Source organism: Burkholderia sp. HMSC10F09, from assembly GCF_001806955.1.
Taxonomy (GTDB): domain Bacteria; phylum Pseudomonadota; class Gammaproteobacteria; order Burkholderiales; family Burkholderiaceae; genus Burkholderia; species Burkholderia multivorans.
The window spans coordinates 22037-35916 of sequence record NZ_KV786860.1 but is presented as its reverse complement, the minus strand read 5'-3'; the positions used below and the strand labels follow the sequence as shown (position 1 = coordinate 35916).

Genomic DNA, 13880 nt, shown 5'->3' with positions numbered 1-13880 from the left:
GAGGCCGGCGCCGAGCGCCATCGGCAGATACGGCGGCGTCTTCTTCGGATCGAAGCCGAAGCGCTGCGTCACGTACTCCTGCGCGTACTGTGTGCCGATCGACGCGAGGATCCGGATCGACACGAGGTTCTTCGAACGCTGCAGACCGGTGCGCATCGTCATCGGGCCGTCGGGCTGATCGTCGTCCTTCGGCTCCCACGCGGTGCCGCCCGGCACGCTCGGCGGGAAGTACAGCGGCGCGTCGTTGATGATCGTCGCCGGCCCGAGCCCCTTGTCGAGCGACGCCGAATAGATGAACGGCTTGAACGACGAGCCCGGCTGGCGCCACGCCTGCGTCACGTGGTTGAACTTGCTCTTGTTGAAGTCGAAGCCGCCGACGAGCGAACGGATCGCACCGTCCTGCGGCGCGATCGCGACGAGCGCGCCTTCGACCTGCGGCAGTTGCACGATCTGCCAGCCGGTCTTCGCGTCCTTCAGCACACGCACGATCGAACCGGGCCGGATGCGCAGCGTGTTGTTCGCGCGCGCGCTCAGCGCGCCCGACACGAAGCGCAGCCCGGCCGCGCCGATGCGCGTCGTCGCGCCGCCGACGAACTGCACGTCGACCGCGTTCGGTGCGGCCGACAGCACGACCGCCGATTGCAGGTCGCCGTTGTCCGGGTGATCGGCGAGTGCGTCGTCGATCGCTTCGTCGCGCTCGTCGCCGGCCGGCGGCAGATTGATCGTGCCTTCCGGCCCGCGATAGCCGTGCCGGCGCTCGTAGTCGAGAATGCCGCGACGCACGGCCTGATACGCGGCCTCCTGGTCGGCCGAGTTGATCGTCGTCGTGACGGTCAGCCCACGCGTGTAGGTCTCATCCTTGTACTGCTGGTACATCATCTGCCGCACCATTTCGGCGACATATTCGCCGTGCACGGCGTACTGGTTGCCCGGCGTGCGCACATGGATCTCTTCCTTCACGGCCTGCTCGTACTGCGGCTGCGTGATGTAGCCGATCTCGAGCATCCGCTTCAGGATGTATTCCTGACGCACCTTCGCGCGCTTCGGATTGACGACCGGGTTGTACGCGGACGGCGCCTTCGGCAGCCCCGCCAGCATCGCGGCTTCCGCGAGCGTGATGTCCTTCAGGTCCTTGCCGAAGTACACGCGCGCGGCGGCCGCGAAGCCGTAGGCGCGCTGGCCCAGATAGATCTGGTTCATGTACAGCTCGAGAATCTGGTCCTTCGTCAGCGCCTTCTCGATCTTGTACGCGAGCAGCATCTCGTAGATCTTGCGCGTGTACGTCTTCTCGCTCGACAGGAAGAAGTTGCGCGCGACCTGCATCGTGATCGTGCTCGCGCCCTGCCGCGCACCGCCGTGCATCAGGTCGGCCACGCCCGCACGCAGGATGCCGACGAAGTCGACGCCGCCGTGCTCGTAGAAGCGGTAGTCCTCGATCGCGAGCACTGCCTTCTTCATCACGTCGGGGATGTCCTGGAAGCGCACGAGGCTGCGGCGCTCCTCGCCGAACTCGCCGATCAGCACGTGGTCGGCCGTGAAGACGCGCAGCGGCACCTTCGGCTGATAGTTCGTCAGCGCGTCGAGCGACGGCAGCTGCGGCGCCATCACGACGAGCGCGTAGCCGACGATCAGCGCACCGACGATCGCGATCGTCGCGAACAGTCCGACGAACCACAGCGCGATGCGTCCGCCGAACGAACGGCCGCCTCCGCCTGCACTGCGTGCGGCGTGGCGGTCGTCGCCGCGATCGTCGTCATCGGTGTAATACGCGCCGGACGGCGCACGGCGCAGCGAGTAGTGAGGTTCGGTCCGGTCGGACGAGGAAGGCGGTCGTTTGATGATTGGCATGTCGGAATGGCGGGCTGCGTGGTGCCCTCGGACGCATGCGGAAAATGCAGGCGGATGAGTCGGAGTGGTATGTCGTGGCTACAGTCACGTCGACAGACCGCGCCATGCGTCGATCCGTTCCCGCGACGTGACAGCGCATTTTAATGAAATCGCCCGCGTGCCTTCGCGATTTTTTGTAAAAATTCCCGCACATCGGTATCGCGCCGCGCGTATCGGCGCGATCCTCGGCCTATCATGGACACGCAAACGCGCCTGCACGCGCGCGTTTCTTTCAGTCGCGAAAGGTTTGGCGCAGGTGCGCACGATGCGCTTGAAGCCGCGCGTTTAAGCCGTATTTAAGTGAACCGGTGGTGTAATATCCGCCGGCTCGCACGGGTCGCCAGCGGCACGCGGCGAGCGATGCCGCGACGCGCGGCGCCTTTCAACCACGGAGGATTTCATGTCGCTTTTCGACTCTATTTCGCGCACGATCAAGGGCCTGCTGAACGACGCGGCCGATTCGGTACAGGATCCGTCGCGCGACGCACGGCAGATCGTGCGGGAGCTCGACGACAGCATCGGCCGTGCCGAGAATTCGCTGATCGAGATCGAAGCGCAGGTCGCCACGCAGCGCAGCAAGCGCGACGCGGCCGACGACAAGGTGAAGAAGTACGAAGACGGCGCGAAGCGCGCACTGCAGGCCGGCGACGAAGCGCTCGCGCGCGAGGCGCTCGCCGCGCAGGTGAACGCGGAAGCCGAGCGCGATGCGCTCGCGGCCGAGCTCGCGACGCTCGAACCGTCGGTCGAAAAGCTGAAGGGGCAGATCGCCGACATGCGCCAGCGCCGCAACGATCTGAACGCGCGCTCGAACATCCTGCAGGCGAAGCAGGAAATCGCGCAGGCGAAGGACGTCGCCGCGAGCGCGCTCGGCGGCATCGGCGGCAAGAACCTGTCCGAAGACTTCCGCAAGCTCGAAGACAAGGTCGCGCTGCAAAACGCACGCTCGGACGCACGGCTGAATTCGGCCGACACGTCGAGCGGCAAGGCGCTCGACGACAAGCTCGCCGCCCTGAACAAGGGCCCGTCGGTCGAGGATCGCCTCGCGGCGCTGAAAAAGCAGATCGACACGCCCGCGCAGTAAACCGGCGCGCCGCGCGGCGCGTGTCGTGCGCCGCGCAGCGAACCGATCGTCAGGAGACGGGCCTATCGCGCCCGGTTCGACCATGAAGAAATCTCTCGCCGCTCTCGGCCTCTCGCTGATGCTGCTGTCGTCCGCCGCATTCGCGGTTCCGTCGCTGCAGCAAGTCGAGCAATCGATCGCGCAGCGCGACTGGCAGCGCGCGGACGCGCAGTTGTCGCAAGTCGTCGACGCGCATCCGAACAACGCGCACGCGCGCTATCTGTATGCGCAGGTGCTCGATCGCGAAGGCCGCGCGGCCGACGCGCTCGTGCAGTTGCAGCGCGCGAAGACGCTCGATCCGCAATTGCGCTTCACCGACGCGTCGCGCTTCGCGCAAACCGAAGCGCGGATTCGTGCCGATGCGTCGCGCACGACCGGCAACGTGCCGTCGGCTACGCCGTCCGGTTCGCTGCAATCGTCGCTCGCGCCGTCGTCCGCACCGGCCGTCAAGCACGGGCCGTCGACCACGATGTGGATCGGTCTCGGCCTGCTCGTCGCGGTGATCGCGCTGGTACTGCGCTGGACGCTGCGGCGCGCGCGCTCGGCCGGCGACACGCGCGCCGACGACGAACGGCGCGCGCAGCTCAAGCGCGCAACCGACGTGCTGAACGACATCCGGCCGCTGAAGCTCGACGCGAAGCTCTCGACGCTGCCGGGCGCCGCCGCCCTCGCGGGCGAACTCGACGCGATCGAGGCCGACGCGCGCACGCTCGTCGAATCGCTGTCGAACGGCAAGAATCCGGTGCCGCCGTACCGGATCGACGAGCTCGAGCAGCGTCATGCAAGCGTGAAGGCGCGCGTCGAAGGCCGCCCCGATCCGGCCGCGCAGCCGGCCGCACCGGGCAACGGCAGCGGGTCCGTGTACGCGCAGGAAGCCGATCGCGTGACCGGCGCGCAAGGCCAGCCGTATCAGCAACAGCCCTACCCTCAGCAACCGTATCCGCCGCAGCCGTATCCGCAACAGCAGCCGCCCGTCGTGATCCAGCAAGGCGGCGGTTTCGGCGGCGGCATGGGCGGCCTGCTGACCGGCGTGCTGCTCGGCGAAGCGATGTCGGGCGGCCGCGATCGCGTGATCGAACGCGACGTGATCGTCGACGACGAGCGTCGCCGTCAGCAGAATGCGGACCCGGGCTTCGATCTCGGCCGCGGCGACGATTCGAACTGGAGCGACGGCAATGGCGGCGGTGTCGATCTCGGCAGCAACGACGACGGCTGGAGCGACGACAACACCTGAGCGCCGCGGCCGATCGGCTCGGCGTTGCACAAACGGGGCGTCCATGCCATGCATGGCGCCCCGTTCTCGTTGATGGCGCGCGCACCGCCCGTCGATTTGTCAATCATTTCAAGATGGACTACCGGCAAGCGGGCGCGTTCGCTATCATGCGACCATCGGTGTGCCACCGACCCTTTATTCGACGCCCCGCCCCGCCGTGCGTCCCGGCACGCCTTCCCCCGCCCCAACCAGGAGAAAGCCGCTCATGAGCATAATCAAGGAATTCAAGGAGTTCGCCGTCAAGGGCAACGTGATGGATCTCGCCGTCGGCGTGATCATCGGCGGCGCGTTCTCGAAGATCGTCGACTCGGTCGTGAAGGATCTGATCATGCCGGTCATCGGCGTGCTGACCGGCGGTCTGGATTTCTCGAACAAGTTCGTTCTGCTCGGCACCGTCCCCGCATCGTTCAAGGGCAATCCGGATTCGTTCAAGGATCTGCAGGCCGCGGGCGTCGCGGTGTTCGGCTACGGTTCGTTCATCACCGTGCTGATCAATTTCATCATCCTGGCCTTCATCATTTTCCTGATGGTGAAATTCATCAACAAGCTGCGCAAGCCCGCGGAAGCTGCACCGGCCGCAACGCCGGAAGACATCGTGCTGCTGCGCGAGATCCGCGATTCGCTGAAGCAGCGCTGATCGCGCCCGTCGCGCTCACCCGAACGGCCCGCCCTCGTGCGGGCCTTTTTCTTGCGCACCTGCGACGGCGACCGCGTGCGGTGCATCGCACTTTTTTGTGACAGGCGAACGCACGCGCGCGGAAAGCAGGTCTATGATGGAGACTAACGACAGTACAGGCGCCGAGACGCTGGCTGTGTCGATCGTGGCAAGCGGGTCGACGGGAGGCATCGATCGTCGTACCGCACGAATGCTGCATTTTCGTGTGCTATAACGGATCGGCATGCGGCGTACATAGCCGGGAGTGGGTCGCATGAAAGTGCCGCATTTCTTGCAATTGTTTTTGAGGCGAGTGTTTATGTCCTTCCCGAAAAAACGTCGACGTGCGCAACAGGACGGCCAGGAATCGTTCCTCGCGGTATTGCGCCATTCGAAGCCGTTCGCGCAGCTCGACACCAAGATTGCCCGCGCCCGCGCGCAGGACGAACCCGTCCTCTACGCGCACGTGCTGCCCGGCCTCGACGTCCTGCTATGCAGCGTGCGCGGCGCGCAACCGCCGTATCCGGCGATCGCCGATTTGCGCAAGCGCTGCATCGAGTCGATTGCCAATGCGCTCGAGCAACCGCTCGACGGCCTCGAAAACGGCGGATACTGGTACGAAGCGAACGGCTTCGGCTTCCTCGTCTTCGCGAGCCGCGCCCGCGCACGTATCCTGCCCGAATTTGGTGCAGGCACGAAAGCGAGCCTGCGCGGCGGTCTCGGCCGGCAGAACGCCGGCGACACGACACCTCGCTCCCTCGGCTGAACCGCCAACGATTCGATGGGCCGCCTCCGCGCGGCCCATCGGCCGTCTGCACACGCCGCGCGCGCAACGCGCGGCGTGCGGCCTGCGTCAGCGCGCGTGGCGTCCGTTCTGCGGGCGCACGATGTCGATGAACGCCGCGAAGTCCGCGCTGGCGAGCCCCTGTGCGGCGCCGAGCCGCAACACCTGCTGGACCGTCGCCGATACGGGCATCACCGCGCCCGTGTCGCGCGCGGCGTCGGCGATTGCATCCACATCCTTCTGGAACGTGCCGAGCGCGCCGATCGGCGCGTGCGCGCCCGACGTCATGCGCGGCACGAAGGTCTGCAGCAGCACCGAGTCGGCCCAGCCGCCGGCGAGCGCTTCGGCGAGGCGCGCCGCATCGATGCCGCTTGCCTGCGCGAGGCCGACCGCCTCGGCGATTGCCGTGACCGTGGCCGTCACGATCGCCTGATTGCAGAGCTTCGCGGTCTGCCCGGCGCCGGCATCGCCCATGTGCGTGATGCGCGACGCGTACGTGTCGATCAACGGCCGCACCGCATCGAGATCGGCTGCGCGGCCGCCCGCCATCACGGCGAGCGTGCCGGCCTGCGCGCCCGGCACGCCGCCCGACACCGGCGCGTCGACCCAGCCGACGCCGAGCGCAGCCGCGCGCGCCGCATAGTCGCGCGTCGCGGCCGGCGCAATGCTCGAATGATCGACGATGCGCTGCAGCCGCCGGGCCGACGCGTCGCCCGCGAGCAGGCCATCGGCGCCGAATACGACGTCGCCGACCGCGCGCGTGTCGAGCACGCAGACGAATACCGTCTCGACACGCTGCGCGAGTTCACGCGGCGTATCGACGACCTGCGCGCCTTCCGCCGCGAGCGCCTCCGCCTTCGCACGCGTCCGGTTCCACACGCTGACGCGATGCCCGGCCGCCAGCAGATGCCGAATCATCGGCGCGCCCATCAATCCCGGTCCGCAAAATCCGACTTCCACGATTGTCCTCGTCTCCGATAAGGGTTGCACTTGCCGCCCATCATACCTATCACTCAAGAAGCCGGACACGCGCGACGCCGCTTCGGGCGCGCGGCTTGCGCCGGCGCTGTCACCGACATTCCAGGGAGTGCATCATGAGCGACCACGTCTACAAGTTGATCGAGCTGACCGGTTCCTCGCGGCAATCGTGCGACGACGCGATCCGCAACGCGATCTCGAAGGCCGGCAAGACGCTGCACAACCTCCACTGGTTCGAGGTGACCGACACGCGCGGCCACATCGAAGGCGATCAGGTGATCCACTGGCAGGTGACGCTGAAAGTCGGCATGCGTCTCGACGACTGACCGGCGCCCCGCGACACACCGCGCCACACCGCGCCACACCGCTACACGCGCTTCGCCGCACCGCTGGACGCTCACCGCCGCATGCTCGCGGCGGCGTGCGCCGCGTCCGTTTCTCCCTCCGTTCCGGCCGCGGCCGCGGCCCGAACGGCGCCCGTCTGCGGGTATCCATCTCTTGACGCTGGTTTTCGTTCATATTAAAAACCATATACCCCCAACGCCCCTCGATCAGCCCAGACATATAAACCGGAGAAATCATGAGTCAGCAACGCGAGGCGATCGACACGTACCTCTTGCGCGTCTTGCACACCCTGTTGATGGAGCGCAGCGTCACGCGCGCGGCCGTCAAACTGAATCAGTCGCAGCCGGCCATCAGCGCCGCGCTGCGACGCCTGCGCGACATCACCGGCGATCCGCTGCTGGTGCGCGGCAAGTCCGGCATGGTGCCGACCGAATACGGGCTGCGCCTGCTCGAGCCCGTCCAGAACGCATTGCGCGAAATCGAACGGATCAAGTTCCAGCAGCACAACTTCGATCCGGCCACGTCGATCCGCTGCTACCGGATCGGCTGCCCCGACTATCTGAACGTGCTGTTCGTGCCGACCGTCGTCGAACGCTTCCGCCAGGCCGCGCCGAACGCGACGCTCGAGTTCCATTCGCTCGGCCCCGCGTTCGACTACGAACTCGCGCTCGAGGACGGCAAGCTCGACATCGTCGTCGGCAACTGGCCGGAGCCGCCCGAGCAGCTTCACCTGTCGAACCTGTTCGTCGACGAGATCGTCTGCCTGATGAGCAACACGCACCCGTTCGCGAAACGCGGCGGGCTGACGCTCGACCAGTACCTGAACGCGCCGCATCTCGCGCCGACGCCGTACTCGGTCGGTCAGCGCGGCGCGATCGACGTGCATCTCGCGCGCGAGCGGCTCAAGCGCCACGTCGTCGTCACGCTGCCCTACTTCAATCTCGCGCCGTACGTGCTCGTGAAGTCGGACCTGATCTTCACGACGACGCGGCTGTTCGCCGATCACTACGCGAAATTCCTGCCGCTGTCGGTCGTGCCGGCGCCGCTCGATTTCCCGCCGATGCAGTACTACCAGCTCTGGCACGAGCGCTGCCACTACTCGGACGAGGTGCGCTGGCTGCGCGGCCTCGTCGCCGAAGCGACGCGCACGCTGATCGAACCGTAAGCGGCCGCGCGCCAAACGCCGTGCAGCTCGCGCGTGCACGCGCCGCGCGTCGTGCTGCGGTCGCGGCGGTGGTCAAGACCGCCGCCACACCGGCTAGCGCGACGCTTCGACGAGCATCTTCGCGAGCGCGTTGTGACGTTCGATCACGGGCGGCAGATCGAGCGTCGCGAGCCGCCCTTCACGCACGACCACCTTTCCGTTCACGACCGTATAGGCGGTCTGCGACGGCGCACAGAACACGAGCGCCGCGACCGGATCGTGCAGCGCGCCCGCGAACAGCGGCTGACGCAGGTCGAACGCCGCGAAGTCGGCGGCCATGCCCGGCTTCAGCGCGCCGATGTCGTCGCGGTTCAGCACCTTCGCGCCGCCGAGCGTCGCGATCTCGAGCGCTTCGCGCGCGGTCATCGCATCGGGGCCGAAGCCGACCCGCTGCAGCAGCAGCGCCTGCCGCACTTCGGCGACCATCTGCGCGCCGTCGTTCGATGCCGAGCCGTCGACGCCGAGCCCGACCGGCACACCCGCGAGCCGCATCTTCTTCACCGGCGCAATGCCGGACGCGAGCCGCATGTTCGAGCACGGACAGTGCGCGACGCCGGTGCCCGTGCGCGCGAACAGGCCGATGCCCGCGTCGTCCAGCTGCACGCAGTGCGCATGCCAGACGTCGTGGCCGACCCAGCCGAGATCTTCCGCGTATTCGGCCGGCGTCATCCCGAACTTCTCGCGGCTGTACGCGATGTCGTTGACGTTCTCGGCGAGGTGCGTGTGCAGCGACACGCCGTACTCGCGCGCGAGCAAGGCGGCGTCGCGCATCAGGCCGCGGCTCACCGAAAACGGCGAACACGGCGCGACCACGACGCGCAGCATCGCGTAGCGGCCTTCGTCGTGATAGGTCTCGATCAACCGCTGCGCGTCGCGCAGGATGTCGGGCTCGCGCTCGACGACCGAATCCGGCGGCAGCCCGCCGTCGCGCTGGCCGACGCTCATCGCGCCGCGGCTCGCGTGAAAGCGCATCCCGATTCGCTGTGCGGCCGCGATGCTGTCGTCGAGCCGGCTGCCGTTCGGATAGATGTACAGATGGTCGCTCGACGTCGTGCAGCCCGACTGCAGCAGCTCGGCCATCGCGGTCAGCGTCGAGACTTCGATCATCTCGGGCGTCAGGTTCGCCCAGATCCGGTACAGGTTCGTGAGCCAGCCGAACAGCTCGGCGTTCTGCGCGGCCGGCACCGCGCGCGTGAGGCTCTGATACATGTGATGGTGCGTGTTCACGAGCCCCGGAATCACGAGATGGCCGCGCAGATCGAGCACCTCGTCCGCGGTATCGGGCAACTCGGCGCTCGGGCCGACCGCGACGATCCGGTTGTCTTCGATGTAGAGCCCCGCGTCGCGCAGTTCGCGCCGCGTGTCGTCCATGGTCACGAGCACGTCGGCGTGCTTGACCAGCAAGGTGGTCGGGCGGGATGGGGAGGATTGCGGCGCGCGTGCGCCGGCGTGCTGCTCGAGGTTCATGCGTTCTCCGCGTCGGTGTACCCCCGACCGCTTGCGGGGGCGCTCACAAAGCCGTTCGAACGCTGCGTCGCGGCACGCTCCGGTGCCTGCGTCCGTTCGAACGCCCTGGCCCGGTTACCCGGCGTGCTCGCCGTCTTCGGGGTGCGGCGCCGGCCGTCGGCCGACGCGCACGGCGGGAGGATCGCCGATGCGCGCGCCGCGCACAATGCGCGACGACGAATACCGGGCTTCACGGTCGCGATATGGTACGCCGCGCAGCGGCCCCGCGGCGGGCCGCACCCGCGCGCGGCGGGCCGCGCCGGCAAGGCGTCGACAGCCGGTCATGCGCGGCGCATTATCTTTGCTATCGCGCGCGTATTTGCCGCAGGAACCTTCTTACAATGCCTGCACGGCGCTCGCTTCAACTTCGCCGACGGGTATGTAGCCACGTGACGTGGAGCCTCGATCCGCCGCACTGTCATTGGATCGAGCCGCCGCCGAACATCGCATTCACACAAGGACAATTGCGAATGGGAAAGCTCACTACCCACGTACTCGATACGGCGAACGGTCGTCCGGGCGCCGCACTCAAGGTGGACCTCTACGCGCTGGACGGCGACTCGCGCCGCGCGATCAAGACCGTGCTGACCAATAGCGACGGCCGCTGCGACGAACCGCTGCTCGAAGGCGCCGCGCTCACCGCCGGCGAATACGAGCTCGTGTTCCATGCCGGCGACTACTTCGCGTCGCTCGGCGTGAAGGTGCCCGAACCCCGTTTCGTCGACCGCGTCGTGCTGCGTTTCGGCATCGCCGATCCGGGCGCGCACTATCACGTGCCGCTGCTCGTATCGCCGTGGTCGTACAGCACCTATCGCGGCAGCTGACACACGCATCGGCTGCCCGCATCAAGACAACGATCTGAGTCTGGAGGAGTTTCATGGAAGGCTTCATCACCGACTGGCTGAACCTCGCGCTGCGATGGCTGCACGTCATTGCAGCGATCGCGTGGATCGGCGAGTCCTTCTACTTCGTCGCCCTCGACAACAGCCTGAAACCGCCGACCGACGCGAACCAGCGCAAGCGCGGCGTGTTCGGCGAGCTGTGGCACGTGCACGGCGGCGGCTTCTACAACATGCAGAAGTACACGGTCGCGCCGCCGGAAATGCCCGAAGACCTGCACTGGTCGAAGTGGCCGTCGTACACGACGTGGATGTCGGGCTTCTCGCTGTTCTTCGTGCTGTACCTGCTCGCGCCGAATACCTATCTGATCGACAAGAGCGTGCTCGACATGGGCCCGGTCGTCGCCGTCGCCTCCGCGCTCGGCTTCCTGATGGCCGGCTGGATCGTCTACGACTCGCTGTGCCGCCTGCTCGGCACCAACGATCGCGTGCTCGGCATCTGTGTAGGCATCTACGTCGTCGTCGCGGCCTACCTCGCGTGCCATATCTTCGCCGGCCGTGCCGCGTATCTGATCGTCGGCGCGATGCTCGCGACGATCATGTCGGCGAACGTGTTCTTCGTGATCATTCCCGGCCAGCGCAAGATGGTCGACAAGATGCTCAAGGGCGAAGAGCCGAATCCGATCTACGGCAAGCGCGGCAAACAGCGCTCGGTGCACAACACCTACTTCACGCTGCCGGTCGTGTTCGCGATGCTGTCGAACCACTACGCGATGACGTACGCGAACAAGTACAACTGGGTCGTGCTCGTGCTGATCATGCTGGCCGGCGCGCTGATCCGCCAGTTCTTCGTGATGCGTCACCGCGGCCAGCAGCTGTGGTATCTGCCGCTCGGCGGCGTCGCGCTGATGGCCGGCGCGCTGGTGTGGACGATGCCGAAGCCGGTCGCGCCGGAAGCGCAGGCGGCGAACGCACCGAAGATCGCCGTCAAGGACATCATGCCGATCCTGCAGCAGCGCTGCGTCGAGTGCCACTCGTCGAAGCCGACGCTGATGGGCAGCGCGCCTGCCGGCGTGATGTTCGACACGCCGGACGAAGTGTCGAAGAACGCGCAGCGCATCTACGAGCAGGCCGTGCGACTGAAGACGATGCCGATCGGCAACGTCACGCACATGACCGACGACGAGCGGACCAAGCTCGCCGCGTGGTTCGAGGGTGGCGCGGTGAAGTAAGCCGCCGCGCGCCGGGCGACGAACGAAGCTCGGCGCGATCCTTTCCGTTCTCGGGGCCCGGAAACGGGCCCGTTTTTTTTGCCGGCGGCGTTTGCGGCAAATGTGCTGCGGGCGGTTGTCGACGTGTCGTGCCGTGTCTTGGCGTGATCGTACGCAGCAATACGTCGTATGCACGCCACGCGACGCTCGCATCCGCGACCGCGAGACTTCGTCCGCAAGCCAGTCGCGCCAGGCGACGATGCGCCGATCGCCAAACGACGGCTTCGGATACACGACGCGATACGCGGCGCCCGCGCCACTGCTACAACCAAGTCGAACCGGCACACGAGCCGGCTGTCCGCGATGCACGCGCGATCATTCGCAGCGGCCCGACGCAGCCGCTGCATCCTCCGTCGCCGCCTGCACGATGTGACTCGAATCCGGCAACGCGATGCAGTGGCCCGCATCGAAAGAGGCCACGCCCGCTGCAGCGATTCACGACAACCGGTGCGATCACATTACGCCGCCGACATCGCAATTCACATTGCGAGGCACGCGATGCAGCAGCTCGCGCGCGCCTCGCCATCGTGCCGCACGATCGCGACCATGAGATACGCCCATACGAACGAGGAATCGTCCGTCGCACCATAACGCCACACAGCACGCATAAAAAAACCCGCGCGAATCGCGCGGGTCCATGTATCGCACTACGATCGACAAGCCACTCAGGCCATCACTGCGTCGAGCGCCTCCTCGGTAAGCCACAGCGATTCGCGCAGATCCTGCTCGTTCAGATTCAGCCCGTCACCGCCACGATCGACGACGATGAAGTCGCTGACTTCGCCGAGCGCGATGAGTGGATGATGCCAGACGCCTTTCGCATAGTTCACGCCCTGCCATCCGCTCGTCACGAACGCACGAATCTTCGACTCGTCGAGATCGCCCGCGGGCGCGACGACGACCAGATACGGCCGGTCGTTCAGCGGCACGAAGGCCTGGCTGCCGAGCGGATGCCGCTCGAGCATCTTCACTTCGAACGGCAGCGTGCGCGGCTGACCGCGGAACAGGTTGATCAGCGTGCGCCCGCCTTCGTCCTCGACGTCGACTTTCGCGAGATCGTGAAAGCGGATCGTCGTGCCGAGATTGATCGGGATCTGCTTGGCGCCTTCCGTCTCGATCACGTCGCCGAACGGCGCGAACGCTTCCTTGGTCAGCGGTTCGATGGTCAGCGTCTTCATTTGTCGAGCGTCCCCCACAGGCGCAGGCGCGACACGCCGCCGTCCGGAATGATGTTGAGCCGCACGTGCGTGATCGGCCCGAGCGACGCGATTTCCTGTTCGAAGTAGTGCTGCTTGTCCATCTGCAGCTTCTGCTCGCCGAGCAGCACCGGCCAGAACATCGACTGCGTGATCAGCGAACTGTCGGTGCCGCCCGACACGTACGCGGCCTGAATCGAGCAGCGGTCCGGATAGTTGCCCTTGAAGAACGCCGTATCGACTTCGATGCGGCGAATCACGCCCGGCTGCGCGAGCGCGATGATCGCCCAGTCGTTGCCGGGCTCGCGGCGGCGACGCGTTTCCCAGCCGTCGCCCATGTTCACGCCGCGGCCGGGCAGCAGCATGTTCGATGCGGCGCCGAAGTGCTGGTTGTTCGCGGCCACCACGTAGCCGCCGTTTTCCATCGCCGCGAGATCGAACTGCTCGGTCGCGCTCGCGCCGGCCCAGTCGAGCTGCGGCTGGCCGTAGACGCGCAGCCGTGCGATGCCGCCGTCCGGATAGATGTTCACGCGCAGATGCGTGAACGCGCGCACGTCGGTGGTTTCGACGTAGTGGTGGCTGTTGCCCTGCAGTGCCGTCGACGCCACGATCTCGACCCATTCGGTCGCATGCGTCGGCGCGCCGTCGGCCACGTACGCGGCCTCGATCGACGCGGCCGGCGGGAAGTTGCCCGTGAAATGGCTCGTGTCGATGTCGACACCCTTGATCACGCCGGGCCGCGCGAGCTTGACGATGCACCAGTCGTAGCCGGTCGTGCGCTTGCGGCGCGTTTCCCAGCCGTCCATCCACTTGCCGTGATCG

The 13880-nt window shown here is 66.7% G+C and carries 14 protein-coding genes; 9 read left to right on the top strand and 5 right to left on the bottom strand.

The annotated features are described in order from the left end of the window. The coding region (locus tag HMPREF3115_RS23230) for a penicillin-binding protein 1A (RefSeq protein ID WP_256276373.1) at nt 1-1848 on the bottom strand (1848 nt) is incomplete at its 3' end. Between the two features lie 439 nt (nt 1849-2287). Here HMPREF3115_RS23230 and HMPREF3115_RS23225 point away from each other — a divergent pair. From HMPREF3115_RS23225 to HMPREF3115_RS23210, 4 genes are all read left to right on the top strand, one after another. Further along, complete coding sequence (locus HMPREF3115_RS23225; RefSeq protein ID WP_006402210.1) at nt 2288-2968, top strand: PspA/IM30 family protein; 681 nt, start codon at nt 2288-2290, stop codon at nt 2966-2968. An 82-nt stretch (nt 2969-3050) separates the two neighbouring features. Continuing rightward, a complete protein-coding gene (locus HMPREF3115_RS23220; RefSeq protein ID WP_006410239.1) occupies nt 3051-4241 on the top strand; it encodes a tetratricopeptide repeat protein in 1191 nt (396 codons plus the stop codon). 244 nt (nt 4242-4485) lie between these two features. After that, nucleotides 4486-4917, top strand: a complete 432-nt coding sequence (gene mscL / locus HMPREF3115_RS23215) for a large conductance mechanosensitive channel protein MscL (protein WP_006402712.1) — start codon at nt 4486-4488, stop codon at nt 4915-4917. Nucleotides 4918-5254: 337 nt separating this feature from the next. Continuing rightward, the gene (locus tag HMPREF3115_RS23210) at nt 5255-5701 is read left to right on the top strand and encodes a hypothetical protein (RefSeq protein ID WP_006402711.1); all 447 of its coding nucleotides are present in this window, start codon (nt 5255-5257) and stop codon (nt 5699-5701) included. 87 nt (nt 5702-5788) lie between these two features. Here HMPREF3115_RS23210 and HMPREF3115_RS23205 read toward each other — a convergent pair whose 3' ends face one another. Further along, nucleotides 5789-6679: an NAD(P)-dependent oxidoreductase gene (locus HMPREF3115_RS23205; RefSeq protein ID WP_006407661.1), complete on the bottom strand. Its 891-nt coding sequence runs from the start codon at nt 6677-6679 to the stop codon at nt 5789-5791. Between the two features lie 134 nt (nt 6680-6813). On the opposite strand from HMPREF3115_RS23205, the gene HMPREF3115_RS23200 reads away from it, so the two are divergent. Then, nucleotides 6814-7023, top strand: coding sequence for a dodecin (locus HMPREF3115_RS23200; protein WP_006402709.1), 210 nt, complete (start codon nt 6814-6816; stop codon nt 7021-7023). A 254-nt stretch (nt 7024-7277) separates the two neighbouring features. Beyond that, the gene (locus HMPREF3115_RS23195) at nt 7278-8207 is read left to right on the top strand and encodes a LysR substrate-binding domain-containing protein (RefSeq protein WP_006402708.1); all 930 of its coding nucleotides are present in this window, start codon (nt 7278-7280) and stop codon (nt 8205-8207) included. 93 nt (nt 8208-8300) lie between these two features. Here the strand turns inward: HMPREF3115_RS23195 and HMPREF3115_RS23190 are convergent, their stop codons facing one another. Beyond that, on the bottom strand, nt 8301-9713 hold the full coding sequence (locus HMPREF3115_RS23190; protein ID WP_006411173.1) for an 8-oxoguanine deaminase: 1413 nt from the start codon (nt 9711-9713) through the stop codon (nt 8301-8303). Between HMPREF3115_RS23190 and HMPREF3115_RS30020 the strand changes: the two genes are divergently transcribed. From HMPREF3115_RS30020 to HMPREF3115_RS23180, 3 genes are all read left to right on the top strand, one after another. Beyond that, nucleotides 9696-10145 (top strand): hypothetical protein, encoded by a 450-nt coding sequence (locus HMPREF3115_RS30020; RefSeq protein WP_172488705.1) that lies wholly within the window; start codon nt 9696-9698, stop codon nt 10143-10145. The two genes, HMPREF3115_RS23190 and HMPREF3115_RS30020, sit on opposite strands and share 18 nt — an antisense overlap. A 77-nt stretch (nt 10146-10222) precedes the next feature. Beyond that, on the top strand, nt 10223-10576 hold the full coding sequence (gene uraH / locus HMPREF3115_RS23185; RefSeq protein ID WP_006407665.1) for a hydroxyisourate hydrolase: 354 nt from the start codon (nt 10223-10225) through the stop codon (nt 10574-10576). Nucleotides 10577-10629: 53 nt separating this feature from the next. Then, on the top strand, nt 10630-11823 hold the full coding sequence (locus tag HMPREF3115_RS23180; protein WP_006402704.1) for a urate hydroxylase PuuD: 1194 nt from the start codon (nt 10630-10632) through the stop codon (nt 11821-11823). A gap of 704 nt (nt 11824-12527) precedes the next feature. On the opposite strand, the gene HMPREF3115_RS23175 is transcribed toward HMPREF3115_RS23180, so the two are convergent. Continuing rightward, complete coding sequence (locus HMPREF3115_RS23175) at nt 12528-13040, bottom strand: ureidoglycolate lyase (RefSeq protein WP_039221241.1); 513 nt, start codon at nt 13038-13040, stop codon at nt 12528-12530. Continuing rightward, nucleotides 13037-13880: allantoicase (gene alc / locus HMPREF3115_RS23170; RefSeq protein ID WP_256276372.1), on the bottom strand; the 844-nt coding region annotated here is incomplete at its 5' end. The genes alc and HMPREF3115_RS23175, both read right to left, overlap by 4 nt.

Coding starts and splice junctions, on each gene's coding strand:
- HMPREF3115_RS23225 (WP_006402210.1), top strand. CDS start 2,288: ATGTCGCTTTTCGACTCTATTTCGCGCACGATCAAGGGCCTGCTGAAC.
- HMPREF3115_RS23220 (WP_006410239.1), top strand. CDS start 3,051: ATGAAGAAATCTCTCGCCGCTCTCGGCCTCTCGCTGATGCTGCTGTCG.
- mscL (WP_006402712.1), top strand. CDS start 4,486: ATGAGCATAATCAAGGAATTCAAGGAGTTCGCCGTCAAGGGCAACGTG.
- HMPREF3115_RS23210 (WP_006402711.1), top strand. CDS start 5,255: ATGTCCTTCCCGAAAAAACGTCGACGTGCGCAACAGGACGGCCAGGAA.
- HMPREF3115_RS23200 (WP_006402709.1), top strand. CDS start 6,814: ATGAGCGACCACGTCTACAAGTTGATCGAGCTGACCGGTTCCTCGCGG.
- HMPREF3115_RS23195 (WP_006402708.1), top strand. CDS start 7,278: ATGAGTCAGCAACGCGAGGCGATCGACACGTACCTCTTGCGCGTCTTG.
- HMPREF3115_RS23190 (WP_006411173.1), bottom strand. CDS start 9,713: ATGAACCTCGAGCAGCACGCCGGCGCACGCGCGCCGCAATCCTCCCCA.
- uraH (WP_006407665.1), top strand. CDS start 10,223: ATGGGAAAGCTCACTACCCACGTACTCGATACGGCGAACGGTCGTCCG.
- HMPREF3115_RS23180 (WP_006402704.1), top strand. CDS start 10,630: ATGGAAGGCTTCATCACCGACTGGCTGAACCTCGCGCTGCGATGGCTG.
- HMPREF3115_RS23175 (WP_039221241.1), bottom strand. CDS start 13,040: ATGAAGACGCTGACCATCGAACCGCTGACCAAGGAAGCGTTCGCGCCG.